Here is an 18,074-nt window from a genome sequence, read left to right as displayed (position 1 = left end):
ACTAATCTGGTGTATCGTCCGGAACGGGGACCCACGCCACGAAACGCACGGCGTGCGTGACGGACCGGAACCGAGGGGGGCGACGGGCGATGTACGGCCAATGGATGAACAACCCGACGCGGCTCACGCGTCGATCACTACACAGCCTGGCGAACCGCGGCGCGGCGATTCGCGAGCTGACGGCGGTGCCGTCGTGAGCGCCTGGGCGGCGGTGCTCGCCCGCCCGGGGGCGGCGGACGGTGGCGCCGGGATGTTGCACCAACTACTGCTGACCCTCGTGTGCGGCGGCTACGCGGCGGGGTCGGTCCTGGGCTGGGGATCGCGTGAACTGGCCACGATCATGGGCGACTTCGGGCTTTGCGCCGCGGCGCTGGCCGCCGCGGTGTCGTGCTTCGTCTACGCGCGCTCATGCTCCGGCCCCTCCCGGCCGGCGTGGTACATGTTCGCCGCCTCCTCGCTGATGGCGGGCCTGGGCAACGGCGTATGGGGCTGGTACGAGGTGGTGCGGGGGCAGCCGGTGCCCCCGGTGTCGCTCGCCGACTTCTGCTTCCTGCTGTTCGCGCCGCCCGCCATCGTGGGACTGCTGGTGCTCGCCAAGCGCCCGGTCAACCGCGCCGGATGGCTGTGTCTGAGCCTCGACTCCTGGCTCATCGCCGGCTCGCTGCTGACCCTCTCGTGGAGCCTGGCGCTGGCGCACACAGCCAGCTTCGACGGCGAGAGCGTCGCGCGCACCGCCCTCTCACTGGCCTATCCGCTGCTGGACATCGCGCTGGTCAGCGTCGTACTCGCGGTCCACTTCCGGCGCTCGTCGGCCAACCGCTCCGCGGTCAACACCGCCATCGGCGCCCTCGCGCTGACCGTCCTGTGCGACGCGCTGTTCACCTCGCCACTGCTGCGGCAGCAGTACAACTCGGGCCAGCCGCTGGACGCGGGCTGGTTCGCGGGCTCGCTGCTGCTGGCCTACGCGCCGTGGGCGTCGGCCCGCTCCGCCGCGGAGTGGGAGCGCCCGCGCCGGCCGCAGCCCGCCGGGCGCCCCATCGCCAACTCGCTGACCGCCCTGACGCCCTACCTGGCCGCCAGCGTCTGCGTGCTGGGGATCATCTACAACGTGCTCAACGGCCGGGCCGTGGACCAGGTCGTGCTCTTCACGGGCTGCACCGTCGTCCTCGCCCTGGTGGTGCGGCAGGCCATCATGCTGATGGACAACATCACCCTGACCCAGGAGCTGGCGCAGAAGGAGAACCACTTCCGCTCCCTGGTGCAGGGGTCGAGCGACGTCATCATGATCGCCGCGCCCACCGGCGTACTGCGCTACGTGAGCCCGGCGGCCTCCGGCGTCTACGGCCGCGACGCCGAGGAGCTGACCGGCTCCGAACTGGCGTCGCTCATCCACCCCGAGGACCTGGGCTCGGTCGTGCACGAGGTGCGCAGGTTCCTGGCCGCCGCGCCCAGCCAGGAGCCCACCACCCGCATCGAGTGCCGGTTCCGCTCCGGCAACGGCGACTGGCTGAACGTCGAGTCCACGATCAACCGGCACCACGGCGGGCTGATCCTCAACAGCCGCGACGTCACCGAGCGCGTCCGGCTCCAGGCCCAGCTCCAGCACAACGCCGAGCACGACCCGCTCACCGACCTGCCCAACCGCGCCCTGTTCACCCACCGGGTGCGGCAGGCGCTCGGCGGCAGGCGGCGCACCGACCCGGGCACCGCGGTGCTCTACATCGACCTCGACGGCTTCAAGGCGGTCAACGACACCGTCGGCCACCAGGCGGGCGACGAACTGCTCGTGCAGGCCGCCCGCCGGCTCCAGGAGTCCGTGCGCGCCGGCGACGTCGCCGCCCGGCTCGGCGGCGACGAGTTCGCCGCGCTCATCATGGGCGACGGCGGGCCCGACCAGGCCGCCCACGAATACCGCGTGCACGACATCGCGGAGCGGCTGCGCATCGCCTTGTCCCGCCCGTACCGCGTACAGGGCACGGAGGTGCGGGTGGCCGCCAGTATCGGCGTCGCCTTCGCCGAGCCCGGCATCAGCCCGGGCGACCTGATGCGCAACGCCGACCTCGCGATGTACCGGGCGAAGTCCGCCGGCAAGAACCGGGTCGAGCTGTACGCGCCGCAGATGCAGGCGGACGTGGCCCGCCGGGCCGAGATGGCGACGCGGCTGCGCACCGCGCTCAAGGACGGCGAGTTCGTGCTGCTGCACCAGCCCATCGTCGACGTCAGCAGCGGGCGCGTCACCGCCGTCTCCGCGCAGCCGCGCTGGCGCTCCGCGCAGGGCATCCTGTTCACGCCGGCCGAGTTCCTCCGCGTCACGGGCACCGGCCAGAGCGACGGGCGAGGCGGTGGCGAGGACGCCGCGCGCAGCGCCGAGCTGAGCCGCTGGACGCTGGAGGAGGCCATTCGGCAGGCGGCCCGCCGGCGGCGCGCCGGGCACGGCGTCGCGGTCTCGGTGCGCCTGCCCGCGAGCCAGTTGGCGGACAAGGCCATTCCGCCCAAGACGGTGGAAAGCCTGCTCGCCGAGCACAGCCTCCCGTCCGGCAGCTTGATCATCGAATTGTCCGAAAGTGACTCCCGCAAGCCGCTGGAGGACCTGGAGCACCGGCTGATGGCGCTGCGCCGGTTGGGCGTCCGCATCGCGCTGGACGGGTTCGGCAGCGGGTACGCCGCGATCAACGCCCTGCGCAAGCTCCCCATCGACCTGGTCAAGCTCGATCAGAGCCTGGTCGAGGGCGTGCTGGAGTCGGCCAGGCTCTACAAGATCACCGCCGGCCTGCTGCGGATCGCCAGCGACCTGGGCACCCAGGTGATGGCCGAGGGCGTCGACCTCCCCGAGCAACTGGCCGCCCTGCGGGCCATGGGTTGTACGCACGCCCAGGGCACGGTCTTCTGCGGCCCGCTGGACGAGCACCGGCTGCGCCGCGCGCTCACCGTGGGCGACTACCCGCTGCCGCGCCCGGAGCCGCGTCTCACGGCCCGCTCCGGCGTCCTCGCCGAGGTGTGTGCGCCCGAGCAGCGGTCCGAGCCGCCGGCGCTCGTGGGCGGCGCCATGCCGGTGCGGTACAGCGGATCGCACGGGACGCGGCGCCACGAGTCGCTGGCGCATACGCCGTTGCGTTCAAATAATGAGACGCCCGTCCCACCCACTTGACACTCCCTAGGCGACGGGGGGAGGGTCAGAGCCATGCGCACCCGAATTCTCGTACTTGGACAGCGCGTCGGCTGAGCAGGGCCACAAAGGCCCTGCGGACCTCCTCCCGACGCGCTCCCCTCGATTGCCTCACGGCACGAGGGGTTTTTTGTTGCACTGACGCACTTTCCACCCCCGCACCACCCCTCATCTTCGAGAAGAGAATGCCGATGACCGAGCAGGCCACCGGGGCTCCCCACCCCCAGCCGCGGGCCCGAAACGGACAGCAGTCCGTCACCCCTGAGGACGTCACGGGCGCGCAGTCCCTCATTCGTTCGCTTGAGGAGGTCGGAGCAGACGTAGTCTTCGGAATTCCCGGCGGGGCGATTCTGCCCGCGTACGACCCCATGATGGATTCATCGCGGGTCCGGCACGTGCTGGTGCGTCACGAACAGGGCGCGGGACACGCCGCGACGGGATATGCGCAGGCGACCGGAAAGGTCGGGGTGTGCATGGCGACCTCCGGCCCCGGGGCGACCAATCTGGTGACCCCGATCGCCGACGCGCACATGGATTCCGTTCCGCTGGTCGCCATCACGGGACAGGTGGCCTCGAAGGCGATTGGTACCGACGCCTTTCAGGAGGCGGATATCTGCGGCATCACCATGCCGATCACCAAGCACAACTGGTTGGTGACGGACGCGGACGATATCCCGCGGACCATCGCGGAGGCGTTCCACGTGGCCTCGACGGGCCGCCCGGGCCCGGTCCTGGTGGACATCGCGAAGGACGCGTTGCAGGCGCGGACGCGGTTCTCCTGGCCGCCGCAGACGGACCTGCCCGGGTACCGGCCGGTGACCAAGCCGCACGCCAAGCAGATCCGGGAGGCCGCGCGGCTGATCACGCAGGCGAGGCGGCCGGTGCTGTACGTGGGCGGCGGCGTCCTCAAGGCGCGGGCCAGCGCCGAGTTGCGGGTGCTGGCGGAGCTGACCGGGGCGCCGGTGACCACCACGCTGATGGCGCTCGGCGCCTTCCCGGACGGCCACCCGCAGCACCTGGGGATGCCCGGGATGCACGGCACGGTGGCCGCGGTGACGGCCCTGCAGAAGGCGGATCTCATCGTCGCGCTCGGCGCCCGGTTCGACGACCGGGTGACGGGGCGGCTGGATTCCTTCGCGCCGCTGGCGAAGGTGGTGCACGCGGATATCGACCCGGCCGAGATCGGAAAGAACCGCCTGGCCGACGTGCCCATCGTGGGAGACGCCCGGGAGGTGATTTCCGATCTGGTGACCGCGGTGCGCGCCGAGCACGCGGCCGAGGGCCAGAGCGGCGATCTGGCCGCGTGGTGGGCGGATCTGGACCGGTGGCGCAAGACGTATCCACTCGGCTACGACCTGCCGTCGGACGGGAGTCTGTCGCCGCAGCAGGTAATTGAGCGCATTGGACAGTTGGCGCCCCAGGGCACCGTTTTCGCGGCGGGTGTCGGACAGCACCAGATGTGGGCCTCGCATTTCATCCAGTACGAGGAGCCGGCGACCTGGCTGAACTCGGGCGGGGCCGGCACGATGGGATACGCGGTGCCGGCGGCCATGGGCGCGAAGGCCGGTCGGCCGGAGCGTACGGTGTGGGCGATCGACGGCGACGGTTGTTTCCAGATGACCAACCAGGAACTGGCCACCTGCGCGCTGAACGACATTCCCATCAAGGTCGCCATCATCAACAACGGCGCCCTGGGCATGGTCCGACAATGGCAGACCCTGTTCTACAACCAGCGCTATTCCAACACGGTGCTGCATTCCGGCCCCGGCGAGGGCGGGGACGAGGGAAAGCCGACCGGAACCCGCGTGCCGGACTTCGTGAAACTGGCCGAGGCCATGGGGTGCGTGGGACTGCGCTGCGACGACCCGGCTCAGCTCGACGCCGTCATCGAGAAGGCCAACGCGATCAACGACCGCCCCGTGGTGGTGGACTTCATCGTCCACGAGGACGCCATGGTCTGGCCGATGGTCGCGGCGGGGACCTCCAACGACGAGGTCATGGCCGCCCGCGGGGTCCGTCCCGACTTCGGCGACAACGAAGACGACTGAGCACCAGGCCGAGCGCAAGCCGAGAAGAGAGAGACCCATGTCCAAGCACACGCTCTCCGTTCTGGTGGAGAACACCCCCGGCATCCTCGCCCGGATCGCCGCGCTGTTCTCGCGCCGCGGGTTCAACATCGACTCCCTCGCCGTGGGCGTCACCGAGCACCCCGACATCTCCCGCATCACCATCGTGGTCAACGTCGAGGAGCTGCCCCTGGAGCAGGTCACCAAGCAGCTCAACAAGCTCGTCAACGTGCTGAAGATCGTGGAGCTGGAGGACGGTTCGGCCATCCACCGCGAACTCGTCCTGGTGAAGGTCAGGGCCGACAACGAGACGCGCTCGAAGGTGGTGGAGATCGTCCAGCTCTTCCGGGCCAAGACCGTGGACGTCTCCCCGGAGGCCGTCACCATCGAGGCCACCGGCGGCAGCGACAAACTGGAGGCCATGCTCAAGATGCTGGAACCCTTCGGCATCAAGGAGCTGGTGCAGTCCGGCACCATCGCCATCGGGCGGGGCGCGCGCTCCATCACGGACCGGAGCCTGCGCGCCCTCGACCGCTCCGCGTAACGGGCCGCCCGCGCCCGCCCCGTACCCCGGGGACAGCCCGGCGCCACCCCGGCGCCACCGCGCTCCGCGCACCACCGCGCACGCGCCCCCAGTCCGCGCGCCAGGCCGGCCGCGACCGCCCCACCCCGGCGGATTCCGGCCGGCCCGCGGGACCGGATAGCGAGACCCCCAACCCTTCCCCCGCCCAGCCGTCATACGGTGGGTCGCACCACCCAGAAGCTAGGAGATACCCGAAGTGGCCGAGCTGTTCTACGACGCCGACGCAGACCTGTCCATCATCCAGGGCCGCAAGGTCGCGGTCCTCGGTTACGGCAGCCAGGGTCACGCCCACGCGCTGTCCCTGCGCGACTCGGGCGTCGACGTCCGGGTCGGCCTGCACGAGGGCTCGAAGTCCCGGGCCAAGGCGGAGGAGCAGGGCTTGCGCGTGGTGACCCCCGCCGAGGCCGCCGCCGAGGCCGACGTGATCATGATGCTGGTGCCCGACCCGATCCAGGCCACGGTCTACGAGGAGTCGGTCAAGGACCACCTCAAGGAGGGCGACGCGCTCTTCTTCGGCCACGGCCTGAACATCCGGTACGGCTTCATCAAGCCCCCGGCCGGCGTCGACGTCGCCATGGTCGCCCCGAAGGGCCCGGGCCACCTGGTGCGCCGCCAGTACGAGGAGGGTCGCGGCGTGCCGTGCATCGCGGCCGTCGAGCAGGACGCCACCGGCAAGGGCTTCGCCCTGGCCCTGTCGTACGCCAAGGCCATCGGCGGCACGCGGGCCGGCGTCATCAAGACGACCTTCACCGAGGAGACCGAGACGGACCTCTTCGGCGAGCAGGCCGTGCTCTGCGGTGGCGCGAGCGCGCTGGTCAAGGCGGGCTTCGAGACCCTGGTCGAGGCCGGCTACCAGCCGGAGATCGCCTACTTCGAGTGCCTGCACGAGCTGAAGCTCATCGTCGACCTGATGTACGAGGGCGGCCTGGAGAAGATGCGCTGGTCGGTCTCGGAGACGGCCGAGTGGGGCGACTACGTCACCGGTCCGCGCATCGTCAACGACGCCACCAAGGCCGAGATGAAGAAGGTGCTCGGCGAGATCCAGGACGGCTCCTTCGCCAAGAACTGGATGGCCGAGTACCACGCGGGTCTGCCGAAGTACAACGAGTACAAGAAGGCCGACCAGGACCACCTCCTGGAGACCACGGGCAAGGAGCTGCGCAAGCTCATGAGCTGGGTCGACGACAACGAGTAGGCGCGCCGCCGGCGCGGGCGGGGGCGCGCGGTGCCGGGAGCACCCCGGTGCCGCGCGCCCGCGCCGCGTCCGTCCCGCCAGCCGGCCGCCGCGCGCCGCGGCCCCGGCGCGCGGCGGGGGTGGGCGGCCCGGCCTGGCCGCGTCGCGCTGGGGCTCCCACGTCGCCCCAGGTCACGAAGGTGACCGGGGCCGAAGAGGGGGCGATGGCCCGTGGCCGGGCGGCGGGTGTGAGCCGCCCTTGACGACGTTGTCCAGGGGGCCCGCTCAGAACCGGGCGATGTTGCGCGACGGCGCGAGACGCGGGCCCGTACGCCACTACACTGCTTCCACAAGCGCGTCAGGCTCACAGCGTCGTGCGTCTTCCACGCGGCTGACCCCTTCACCGCCTTCGGCCGTCGGGACGGCCGTCCGCAAAGGACTAGTGAGGACTGAGACCACGTGAGCCCTGCCAAGCCCAGCAAACCTGTCGTACTCATCGCTGAAGAACTCTCGCCCGCCACCGTCGACGCCCTCGGCCCCGACTTCGAGATTCGGCACTGCAACGGTGCGGACCGGGCCGAGCTGCTCCCCGCCATCGCCGACGTGGACGCCATCCTCGTACGCAGTGCCACCAAGGTGGACGCCGAGGCGATCGCCGCCGCCCGCAGGCTCAAGGTCGTCGCCCGTGCCGGCGTGGGCCTGGACAACGTCGACGTCGCCGCCGCCACCAAGGCGGGCGTGATGGTCGTGAACGCGCCGACCTCCAACATCGTCACCGCCGCGGAGCTGGCGTGCGGCCTGATCGTCGCGACCGCGCGCAACATCCCGCAGGCCAACACCGCCCTGAAGAACGGCGAGTGGAAGCGGAGCAAGTACACCGGCGTCGAGCTGAGCGAGAAGACGCTCGGCGTGGTCGGCCTCGGTCGCATCGGCGTGCTGGTCGCGCAGCGGATGTCCGCCTTCGGCATGAAGATCGTCGCCTACGACCCCTACGTGCAGCCCGCGCGGGCGGCGCAGATGGGGGTCAAGCTGCTGTCGCTGGACGAGTTGCTCACCGTCTCCGACTTCATCACCGTGCACCTGCCGAAGACCCCCGAGACGCTGGGGCTGATCGGCGACGAGGCGCTGCACAAGGTCAAGCCCGAGGTGCGCATCGTCAACGCGGCGCGCGGCGGCATCGTCGACGAGGCGGCGCTGGCCTCGGCGCTGAAGGAGGGCCGGGTCGCGGGCGCGGGCCTCGACGTGTACGCCTCCGAGCCGTGCACGGACTCGCCGCTCTTCGAGTTCGACCAGGTCGTGGCGACCCCGCACCTGGGGGCCTCGACGGGGGAGGCGCAGGAGAAGGCGGGCATCGCGGTCGCCAAGTCGGTGCGCCTCGCGCTCGCCGGCGAGCTGGTTCCGGACGCGGTCAACGTGCAGGGCGGCGTGATCGCCGAGGACGTGCGTCCGGGGCTGCCGTTGGCCGAGAAGCTCGGCCGGATCTTCACCGCGCTGGCGGGCGAGGTCGCGGTCCGTCTCGACGTGGAGGTCTACGGCGAGATCACCCAGCACGACGTGAAGGTGCTCGAACTCTCCGCGCTCAAGGGCGTGTTCGAGGACGTCGTGGCGGAGACCGTCTCGTACGTCAACGCGCCGCTGTTCGCGCAAGAGCGCGGGGTCGAGGTGCGGCTGACGACCAGCTCCGAGTCGCCGGACCACCGCAACGTGGTGACCGTGCGCGGCACCCTCTCGGACGGCCAGGAGGTGTCCATCTCGGGCACGCTGGCCGGCCCGAAGCACCAGCAGAAGATCGTCGCGGTGGGCGAGCACGACATCGACCTCGCGCTCGCCGACCACATGGCGGTCCTGCGCTACAGCGACCGCCCCGGCGTGGTCGGCACCCTGGGCCGGGTCCTCGGCGAGGCCGGGATCAACATCGCGGGTATGCAGGTCTCCCGGTCGACGGCGGGCGGCGAGGCGCTCGTCGCGCTGACCGTGGACGACAGCATTCCGGCGACCGTGATGAGCGAGATCGCCGTGGAGATCGGCGCGACGTCGGCCCGCGCGATCAACCTCACGGACTGACGACAGGACACCCCGCGGGGCCCACGGCGCGAGCCGGGACCCGCGGGCGTCCGTGACGTAGGCGGCCGGCGAGCGCGCGCCGACGGGGCTCGGCCCCGGTGGCGGCGCGCGCCGTCCGCACCGGTCGACAGGCTCGTACGAACTGGTCAGCAGGGGTATACGCGGAGACCGGGAAGCCGGGCCCGCACCGCGATGGCGGTGCGGGCCCGGCTTTTTTCTCTCACTTACTCAACAGGTGATGAATTTATGCGCGGCAGGCCCTACGCTGATGGAAGTGGAGAAAAACCATCCATCTACGGGATGTGTGTGCCCTGCTGCCCCGCGTAGGCGAACGCCCTCCGCGCCGCGCCCGCCGCCACCGCCCGGCCCACCGAGGAGGAACCCGTGACCCCCGACCGCGCTCCCACCGCCGGCACGGAGCCGCCGCGCATGCGGGCCGACGCGCGGCGCAACCGCGAGCAGATCCTGCGCGCGGCCCGAGAGGTCTTCGCCGCCCAGGGCCCGGACGCGCCGCTGGACGAGATCGCCCGCCGCGCGGGCGTCGGCGTCGCCACCCTCTACCGGCGCTTCCCCGACCGCGCCGACCTGATCCGCGGCGTGGCCATCGACGTGCTCACGGCCCTCGGCGAAGCCGCGCTGACCGCGCGCGACGCCGAGGTCGAGCCCTTCGAGGCGCTGCGCACCTTCATGCACGCGGCGCTCGACCTCAAACTGGGCTCCGTCATGCCCGCGCTCATCGGGCGCCTGGAGGCCGACGACGTACTCGACGGCGTACGGCAGGACGCCGCCGACCCGGTACAGGAACTGGTCACCCAGGCCCAGGCGGCCGGCACGCTCCGCCCCGACGTGCGCTTCGGCGACCTGCCCCTGATGCTCATGCGCGTCTCCCGACCCCTGGCCGGCGGACAACTCGCCGAAGACAGCGCCCTGGCCCACCGCCAGCTGGAGATCTACCTCGACGGCCTCCGCGCCCCGGGCACCTGCGACCAGCGGGCCACGCTCCCCGGGCCCGCCGTCGACCTCGGCTGGTTCAAGCGGATCAGAACACGACTGATCGGCCACCAGTCCCCGTCACGCCCACGGGCCTGACCCACACACCACACCGCTCATTCCTGAGAGAGGCACCACCATGTCCGTCAGCGACCGCAGGTCAGGCGGCTCCTTCTCGGAGCCCGGGCCGGCGCCCGGCGCGGCCCGGGGAACCACGGCCGCGCCCACCGACCAGCCCCCGACGGGCGCCCACCCACGACGCTGGCTCGCCCTGCTCTTCATCGGCATGGCCCAGTTGATGATCGTGCTCGACATCACGATCGTGAACATCGCCCTGCCCTCCGCGCAGCACGACCTCGACATCTCGGCGGGCGACCGGCAGTGGGTCATCACGGCCTACACCCTCGCCTTCGGCAGCCTGCTCCTCTTCGGCGGGCGCATAGCCGACTACACGGGGCGCCGACGCGCCTTCGTCATCGGCCTGTTGGGGTTCGCCGGCGCGTCGGCGCTCGGCGGCGCGGCGGAGAACCTCGGCATGCTGCTCGCCGCCCGCGCCCTCCAGGGCGTCTTCGCCGCGCTGCTCGCCCCGTCCGCGCTCTCGCTCCTGGCCGTCATGTTCACGGAAGCGAAGGAACGCGCCAAGGCGTTCGGCGTCTTCGGCGCCATCGCCGCGGGCGGCGGCGCCCTCGGCCTCGTGCTCGGCGGCCTGCTCACCGAGTACCTCGACTGGCGCTGGTGCCTGTACGTGAACGTGCCGATCGCCGTCGCCGCCGTCTTCGGCTGGTACGCGCTGCCCACCGACACCCGCACCGGCGGCGGCCGGGCCCGCTTCGACATCCCCGGCGTGCTGCTGGCCGTCAGCGGCCTGGTGGCCGTGGTGTACGGCTGTAGCGAGGCGGAGGCGGACGGCTGGGGCTCCGGCCGCGTCCTCGGCCTGCTCGCCGCGGGCGTCCTGCTCCTCGCCGTCTTCGTCGTGGTGGAGCGGCGGGTCGGCACGCCGCTGCTGCCGCTGCGCGTGGTCCTCGACCGGACCCGCGGCGGGGCCTACCTGGCGGTGGGCCTGGCGATGGTCGGCATGTTCGCGATGTTCCTGTTCCTCACCTACTACCTGCAGACCGTCAAGGACTACTCGGCGGTCGTCACCGGAGTGGCCTTCCTGCCGCTGACGGCGGGCGTGCTGCTTGGCGCGGGCGGCGTCGCCACGCGCCTGCTGCCCAAGGTCCCGCCGCGGGCGCTGGTGGCACCGGGGCTGCTGCTGGCCGCGGCGGGCGCGGCCTGGCTGATCCCGCTGGAGCCGGACAGTTCGTACGCGGCGGGGGTACTCCCCGCGGAGTTGCTGGTCGGCATGGGCATGGGCCTGGTGATGGCCCCGGCGATGAACTACGCCACGCACGGCGTGCGTCCCGAGGACACCGGCATCGCCTCTGCCTCGGTCACCACGGCCCAGCAGATCGGCGGCTCGATCGGCACCGCCCTGCTCAACACGATCGCCGCCAGCACCACGTCCGACTACCTCAGCGCGCACCGGCCGCCCACCCCGGACGTCGCCAGGCAGGCCCTGACGGAGGGGTTCTCGGACGCGTTCGTCGCGGCCTCGCTGATCCTCGTCGCGGCGGCGGCCGTGGTCGGCGCCCTGATGAACACCCCGCGCCCGAGCCGCGATGCCAACGCCCGCGCCGATGCCCAGCCCATGGCACCGCACCTGGGTTGACGAGACCGCCGGCGGCCCCCCGGGGCGGGGACCACCGGCGCACCCCGCGCCCCCGGCGCCCGTGGGGACGGGGACCTGGGGCGCGGGCCACCGCCCCGTCCGGCGGGGCGGGCGCCGCGCGGGGCACGAGGCGGCGATCCTCGCCGGGGGCACGGGGCACGGGGCGGCAATCCTGCCTGGGAGCACGGAGCACGGAGCACGGAGCACGGAGCACGGAGCACGGAGCACGGAGCACGGAGCACGGAGCACGGGGCCGCGCGGGGCGGCCCGCCAAAGCAGCACACGGTCAGCACGCACCCAGCCGACACGCAACGCCGCCGGCACGGCACCGGCCGCCACCGCGGCACTCAGCCAGCACGCCGACGCCAACTCGCGGTCGCCAACTCGCCGACGCGAGCTCACGGACAACGGAAAGAGGATTGCCATGACGCAAGCGGACGAGCGGGTCGAAGGCTTGACCGGGCTCGCGGAGACCTCCCTGGGCGTCGCGTTCCTGCGCGACCTGGAGCACCAGCGCGCGGACCGGTTGTTCGCGGACCCGTTCGCGCGGTTGTTCCTCGACGCGGCCGGAGACGTCGGCGCCTCCTGGACCAACGTGCCCTCCGGGCCGTCGGGGCCGGCGGGGCCCGGTTTCATCGATCTGATGGCCGACCAGGTGGCCGTGCGTACCGTGGCCCTGGACACCGCGTTGCTGGAGGCCGCGGCGGCGGGGCGTACGCAGGTGGTGCTGCTCGCCTGTGGGATGGACGCCCGCGCCTACCGCCTGGACTGGCCCGTGGGTACCCGCGTGTTCCAGGTGGACTTCGCCGCCGTGCTGGACTTCCGCACCCGGGCGTTGCGCGCGGCGGGGGCGAGCCCGCGCTGCGAGGTGGTCGACGTGGCCACCGACCTGCGGGAGGACTGGGGCGCGGCGCTCCGCGCGGCGGGGTTCGATCCGACGGCGCGTACCGCGTGGCTGGCCGAGGGCCTGGTGTACGGGCTGCCGTCGGTCGCCGCCGACGGGCTGCTGGACGCGATCAGCGCGCTCTCGGCGCCCGGCAGCACGCTGGCCCTCGACCACGGCGAGGACGGGGAGTTGTTGCGGGCGGCGCGCACCGCTGTCTCACCCGACTTCACCGACCTGTGGCAGGGCGGCCCCCGCACGGAACTCGACGTGTGGTTCCGTCGCGGTGGTTGGGCGCCGCTGATCCGCGACATCGGACTGGTCGCGGTGGAGTACGGCCGCCCCACGCCGAAGGCGTTCGACGCGCGGCGGGCGGGCACCGGTCGTGGGTGGCTGATCCAGGCCATGCGCCAGCCGCTCCCCGCAGGTAATGTCCCGCAGGGGTTGGCGGGCGCCAGCGCCCCGTAACCCTGACCGGACCCCGATCCGTACGGACGAGGGCAACACGGGCCCACCGGCTTTCGGTCCTCCCGGGTGACGGGCGTGACGCATCCGGCGGACGCCCCTCGCGAAGGGACGCGTGACTCATGGCACGTAGGCAACCGCGACGCGTGGCCGGGGCCCTGGCCGTGGCTGGGGCGCTGACGGCCGTGGCCGCCTTACCGGCCTCGGCGACCGGCAGCCCCGCCCACGAGGCGGCCTCCGCCGCGCACACCGGCGAACGGAGCCGCCCGCACGCCGCGACCGCTCGGGCGCTTGACGCGGTCGTCGCCGACGGCACCCCGGGCGTGGTGGCCCGGGTCGACGACGCCGACGGGACGTGGCGGCGGTCGGTCGGGGTGGCCGACCGCGAGACGGGGCGGCCACGGCTCGCCCGGGACAGGTTCCGGGTGGGGAGCGTGACCAAGCCGTTCACGGCGACGGTGCTGCTGCAACTCGCCGCCGAGGGGCGGCTCTCCCTCGACGACACGGTGCACACGTGGCTGCCCGGCCCGGTGCGGAACGCGCACTACGACGGCAGGCGGATCACCCTCCGCCAGTTGCTCAACCACACCAGCGGCATCTTCAACTACAACGACGACCCGGGCTTCCTGGCCAAGTTCACCGGACAGGGTTTCCTCCAGCACCGGTACGACGGGGCCACGCCGCGCGAACTGGTGGCCATCGGGCTGGCCCAACCGCCGGTGTTCCCCCCGGGGGAGGGCTGGTCCTACTCCGACACCAACTACATCCTGGTCGGCCTCGTCATCGAGAAGGTCACCGGCCACGACTACGAGGACGAGGTCGAGAACCGGATCATCAAGCCGCTCAAACTCACGTCCACCACGCTGCCACGCTCATCACCCACCCTGCCGGCCCCGCACGGCCGGCACTACTCGCGGCTGTACGAGGAGGACCCGGCGGCCCCGGTGCACGACGTCACCGAGTTCAACCCGACGGTCGCCTGGGCGGCGGGCACGGTCATCTCCACGCCGCGCGACCTGAACACCTTCACCCGCGCGCTGTTGCGGGGGCGACTGCTGCCCGCCGCGCAGCTCGCCGAGATGCTCCAGGGGGTCCCCGTACCGTCCGACGGCGGCGAGACCCCGCCGGCGGCGCCCCGCCGGCCCCCGAACGAGACGCCCCAGGCCACCTACGGGCTGGGCATCCGGTCGTTCACCCTCTCCTGCGGCGTCGAGGTGTGGGGCCACGGTGGTCAGGTACCGGGCTCGCTCACACGCACCGCGGCCACCCGCGACGGCGAGCACGTCCTGACGATGAACAGGAACGCCGACTACGGGGCCCAGGAGAGGGAGGACGCCACGCTGGAGGCCGAGTTCTGCCGACGCTGAACCGCGCTCCGAGCCGCCCGTTCCCCTCTGCACTGTCCCCGCCCCGTCCTGCCCGCCCCGTCCGCCGGCCCCGTCGCCGCCCCGTTCCGGCGGTGGCGACAGGGACGGGGCGGCGCCGTCGGACCCGTACGCCGCTGGCCGCACACGGGGCGTGGGGCGTGGGACGGCCCGACGCACGCTGCCGGGCGGTCCGGTGCACGCCGCCGGGCGATCCGGACGCGCGCCGGCCGGACGGCGGTCCTACGCGCGCGCCAGACGTGCCTTCTTCAGCGCCATGTGCAGCAGCAGCCGATCCTCGCCGGCGTCGAGGTCGAGACCGGTCAACTGCTCCACGCGGGAGAGCCGGTAGTAGAGCGTCTGGCGGTGGATGCCGAGGGCCTGCGCGGTGCGGCCCGCCTGGCCCGCCCGGTCCAGGAACTCCTCGGCGGTCCGGGCCAGCTCCGCGTGGCCCAGTTCGAGGAGCGGGCGCACGGCCGGGTCCGGGTCGGTGGCCGGCAGCCCGGTCAGCAGCCGGTACGGGCCGACGTCCGCCCAGTTGACGACGGGCCCGAAGCGTTCGTCGGCGCGCGCCGCGCGCGCGGCGGCCAACGCCTCGCGCCAGGCGGCCGGCAGTTCGCCGAGTTCGCGGCGTACGTCGCTCACGCCCGCCGCAGCGCCCCGTACCCCGTGCGCCGGGGCGGCGGGCACGGCGCCGCCGCCCCGACCGACCGCGCCCCGCGCGGTGCGCCCCGTGCCCCGTGCCCCGTGCTCCGTCCCGGACGGCGCCCCGCCGCCGGACGGTGCCACGGGGCACGGGGCACGGGGCCCGCCCCGTGCTCCGTGCTCCGTGCCCCGTCCGCCGCCCCCCGCCCGCCGGCGTCGGCCGTGCCGGAGCGCGGCTCCGGCTCGGCGCCGGCCGCGCGCGGCGAACGCAGCAGTTGCTCCGCCGTCGCGTGCGCCGGGTCGAGCGACGCGCCCGAACGCAGCCGAACCAGCGCGGCCAGGCTCGTCCTCGGCGCGTGGGGGGCGCCCGTCGACGCCCCGGCGGCGCCCGAACCAGCCGCCCGGGGCCGACCGGCGATGGCGCAGACGGCGGCGAGCCCCGACAGGTTGGGCAGGGGGCCGGCCTCCGCGGGGTTCTCGGTGTCCCAGGGGGTGACGGCGACGACGGCGAGCGGGCCCCGCGCCGTCCCGCGGAGCGCGTCGCGCAGCGCCGCCTCCGCCTCGTCCCGCCCCGCGGGCGGCCCCACCAGGAGGGCCCGGAGCAACTCCCCGAGCTCCGCTCCGCTGCGCGCCTCGGCCGCCAGCAGGGCGCCGATGCGGGCCGTCGTCTCCATGGCCTGCGCGAGCCGCGGGTCGGTCTGGGCGCCGGGGCGCCCGAGCTCCAGATCGGCGAGATGGCCGTCGTCGAGCAGCCACACATAGCCGTGCACGACGCCCCGGTGTCGAACGGGCAGGCAGATGCGCCCCATGAAGACCCCGGCCGCCGGGTCGGGCGGGATGCGCAACGGGGCCTGCGCGCGTGCGATGCCGAAGCCCTCGAACCACGCCCGGACCGCCGCCGTCGAACGGCGCTGAAGGATGGACCGGGTCCGGACCGGGTCCATGGCCAGGTCGTCGTCGCTGTCGTGCACCCCGAACGCGATCAGCCCGAAGTCCCGGTCCTCCAGGGTCGCGGGGGCGCCCAGGGTCGCCGAGATCTCGTCCACGAGTTGCTGGTAGTCGCCGCGCATCCGCCGCGTGGCCCCCTTCGAGGTGGCTGGCTTTCGAGGTGTCTGGATGAACCCCCGCGCTTCTCGGGCGGGTACGCCGCCCGAGGCGCGTGCGGGGGAGGTGGTGGGTGGGGGAGCGGGGAACGACGGCTCCGGTCGCCGTGCCCTCCGGCTCCCGGTCACGTCAGCCGCGCTCGGCTGGTCGTGCGGTCGCGACGTTCACGCGGCGCTCCGGCACCGCGCGTGCTTCAGGTGTTCCACGCGCTCCCCGTTTTTCATGCTTCCGTGCTCCGTGCTCCGTGCTCCGTGCTCCGCGCTCCGTGCTCCGTGCTCCCTGCTCCGTGTGGCTCGTGCTCTGCGTTCGTGCTCCGCACTCCTTGCCCGTCCTGCCCCGCGTGTGCCCTGCTCTCGGTGCCCCGTGCCCCGTGCCCCGTGCCGGTGCGCGGCGCCGCTCCGTACCGCGTCCTCACGCCGCGCCCCGTCCGCCGCAGCCGGCGCCGCCCGTCCGCGCGACGGCCCCGCCCGTACGCGTCGCGGCACGGCACCGCACGCCGGGCGGGGCCGGCCCCGTGCGCGTCCTCCGGCGTACGGGCACGGCCCGTACCCGCCCACGGCACCGCACGCCGCCAAACGCCGGCGAGGCGCCGCCCCTGCGAGGCGCCGCCCCGGCGGGGCCCCGCCCGGGCAAGGCCCCGGCGTACGGCCCGCCGGGTGTCCGGCGCACACCCCAGGGCGCACGCCCGGCGCGTACCGCAGCGCATTGCCGGAACCATTGTCATACATCTGTCTGAGATCCCGGCCACCAACGCGTGACAGGTGTCGATGGTCGCGCGCCGGCGCGCTCCATAGGTTTCACAGTGGCTCACCTTGCCGTCGTGGCCCTGGCCGCCCGGCGCCATCAGCCTTGACAAGAACCATCGCAACGTGGAGGTGCCCCGTGCTGGGTCCCGTGCTGCTCGCCGCGTCACGCAGCGACGCCATCCGCCGTATCGTCTCGGCCGCGCCGGTCACCCGCCCCATGGTGGACCGTTTCGTCGCGGGCGAGCTGCTGGAGCCGACCATGTCGGTGATCCGGGGCCTGACCGAGCGCGGTCTCGATGTGACCATGGACTTCCTCGGTGAGGACATCACCGACCCGGCCGAGGCGCTGCGCAACCGCGATGCCTACCTGGCGCTGACCGAGGAGCTGGCCCCGCTCGGCCTCGGTGCCCGCACGGAGATGTCGGTCAAGCTCTCCGCCTTCGGCCAGGCGCTGCCCGGCGGCCACGACCTCGCCCTGGCGAACGTCACGCCCGTCGTGGAGGCCGCGGCCGAGGCCGGCATGAACGTGGCCCTGGACATGGAGGACCACACCACCACCGACTCCACGCTGGCGATCCTCAGCGAGCTGCGGAAGAAGTACCCGTCGACCGGCGCCGTGGTGCAGTCGTACCTGTTCCGCACCGAGGAGGACTGCCACGCGCTGGCCACCGAGGGCTCGCGGGTGCGCCTGGTGAAGGGCGCCTACAAGGAGCCCTCCGACGTCGCCTTCCAGGACAAGCGCGAGGTCGACAAGGCGTACGTGCGCTGCCTGAAGATCCTCATGGCCGGCGACGGCTACCCGATGATCGGCTCCCACGACCCGCGCCTGGTCGCCATCGCGCAGGAACTGGGCCGGCGCTACGGCCGCAAGCTGGACGAGTACGAGTTCCAGATGCTGTTCGGCATCCGCGTCGCCGAGCAGGAGCGCCTCCTGGCCGAGGGTCACCGGATGCGCATCTACGTGCCGTACGGCACGGACTGGTACGGCTACTTCATGCGCCGTCTCGCCGAGCGCCCCGCCAACATGACCTTCTTCCTGCGCTCGCTGGTCAGCCGCGGCTGACCGCCCCACCGGCGCGCCGCGGCGGCCCCGTGGCCGCCGGCCGCCGGGCC

At 73.0% G+C, this 18,074-nt stretch carries 11 protein-coding genes and 1 pseudogene; 10 read left to right on the top strand and 2 right to left on the bottom strand.

Annotated features, from left to right (window positions below; all coding sequences use genetic code 11):
* Positions 1-193: 193 nt before the first annotated feature.
* From H7H31_RS08330 to H7H31_RS08290, 9 genes are all read left to right on the top strand, one after another.
* Complete coding sequence (locus tag H7H31_RS08330) at positions 194-3,148, top strand: putative bifunctional diguanylate cyclase/phosphodiesterase (RefSeq protein ID WP_232109739.1); 2,955 nt, start codon at positions 194-196, stop codon at positions 3,146-3,148.
* Between the two features lie 203 nt (positions 3,149-3,351).
* Complete coding sequence (locus H7H31_RS08325) at positions 3,352-5,214, top strand: acetolactate synthase large subunit (protein WP_187063767.1); 1,863 nt, start codon at positions 3,352-3,354, stop codon at positions 5,212-5,214.
* 37 nt (positions 5,215-5,251) lie between these two features.
* A complete protein-coding gene (ilvN, locus tag H7H31_RS08320; protein ID WP_187063766.1) occupies positions 5,252-5,776 on the top strand; it encodes an acetolactate synthase small subunit in 525 nt (174 codons plus the stop codon).
* Positions 5,777-6,011: 235 nt separating this feature from the next.
* Positions 6,012-7,010, top strand: a complete 999-nt coding sequence (ilvC, locus tag H7H31_RS08315; RefSeq protein WP_187063765.1) for a ketol-acid reductoisomerase — start codon at positions 6,012-6,014, stop codon at positions 7,008-7,010.
* Positions 7,011-7,448: 438 nt separating this feature from the next.
* Positions 7,449-9,053 carry a phosphoglycerate dehydrogenase gene (gene serA / locus H7H31_RS08310; RefSeq protein WP_187063764.1) on the top strand — a complete coding sequence of 535 codons (1,605 nt, stop codon included), beginning with the start codon at positions 7,449-7,451 and terminating at the stop codon, positions 9,051-9,053.
* Between the two features lie 384 nt (positions 9,054-9,437).
* On the top strand, positions 9,438-10,142 hold the full coding sequence (locus H7H31_RS08305; protein ID WP_308284247.1) for a TetR/AcrR family transcriptional regulator: 705 nt from the start codon (positions 9,438-9,440) through the stop codon (positions 10,140-10,142).
* A gap of 40 nt (positions 10,143-10,182) precedes the next feature.
* Positions 10,183-11,754, top strand: coding sequence for an MFS transporter (locus H7H31_RS08300; RefSeq protein ID WP_187063763.1), 1,572 nt, complete (start codon positions 10,183-10,185; stop codon positions 11,752-11,754).
* Positions 11,755-12,178: 424 nt separating this feature from the next.
* On the top strand, positions 12,179-13,105 hold the full coding sequence (locus H7H31_RS08295) for an SAM-dependent methyltransferase (RefSeq protein WP_187063762.1): 927 nt from the start codon (positions 12,179-12,181) through the stop codon (positions 13,103-13,105).
* Positions 13,106-13,224: 119 nt separating this feature from the next.
* On the top strand, positions 13,225-14,469 hold the full coding sequence (locus H7H31_RS08290) for a serine hydrolase domain-containing protein (RefSeq protein WP_187063761.1): 1,245 nt from the start codon (positions 13,225-13,227) through the stop codon (positions 14,467-14,469).
* Positions 14,470-14,709: 240 nt separating this feature from the next.
* Here the strand turns inward: H7H31_RS08290 and H7H31_RS34555 are convergent.
* Together H7H31_RS34555 and H7H31_RS08285 are read right to left on the bottom strand one after the other, a co-directional pair.
* Positions 14,710-15,126: pseudogene (locus H7H31_RS34555) on the bottom strand (PucR family transcriptional regulator); the annotation flags it as partial.
* On the bottom strand, positions 15,108-16,181 hold the full coding sequence (locus tag H7H31_RS08285; RefSeq protein ID WP_232109738.1) for a PucR family transcriptional regulator: 1,074 nt from the start codon (positions 16,179-16,181) through the stop codon (positions 15,108-15,110). The gene H7H31_RS08285 and the pseudogene H7H31_RS34555, both read right to left, overlap by 19 nt.
* 916 nt (positions 16,182-17,097) lie before the next feature.
* Here H7H31_RS08285 and H7H31_RS08280 point away from each other — a divergent pair.
* On the top strand, positions 17,098-18,024 hold the full coding sequence (locus H7H31_RS08280; protein WP_187063759.1) for a proline dehydrogenase family protein: 927 nt from the start codon (positions 17,098-17,100) through the stop codon (positions 18,022-18,024).
* Positions 18,025-18,074 lie beyond the last annotated feature (50 nt).

The organism is Streptomyces buecherae (assembly GCF_014295035.1).
GTDB lineage: Bacteria > Actinomycetota > Actinomycetes > Streptomycetales > Streptomycetaceae > Streptomyces > Streptomyces youssoufiensis.
The sequence above is the reverse complement of the archived record's forward strand: the minus strand, read 5'-3'. Positions and strand labels throughout refer to the sequence as shown.

Bases quoted from the DNA above. Each gene is read 5' to 3' on its own strand.
- H7H31_RS08325 (WP_187063767.1), top strand. From the start codon at position 3,352: ATGCCGATGACCGAGCAGGCCACCGGGGCTCCCCACCCCCAGCCGCGG.
- ilvN (WP_187063766.1), top strand. From the start codon at position 5,252: ATGTCCAAGCACACGCTCTCCGTTCTGGTGGAGAACACCCCCGGCATC.
- H7H31_RS08300 (WP_187063763.1), top strand. From the start codon at position 10,183: ATGTCCGTCAGCGACCGCAGGTCAGGCGGCTCCTTCTCGGAGCCCGGG.
- H7H31_RS08295 (WP_187063762.1), top strand. From the start codon at position 12,179: ATGACGCAAGCGGACGAGCGGGTCGAAGGCTTGACCGGGCTCGCGGAG.
- H7H31_RS08290 (WP_187063761.1), top strand. From the start codon at position 13,225: ATGGCACGTAGGCAACCGCGACGCGTGGCCGGGGCCCTGGCCGTGGCT.
- H7H31_RS08285 (WP_232109738.1), bottom strand. From the start codon at position 16,181: ATGCGCGGCGACTACCAGCAACTCGTGGACGAGATCTCGGCGACCCTG.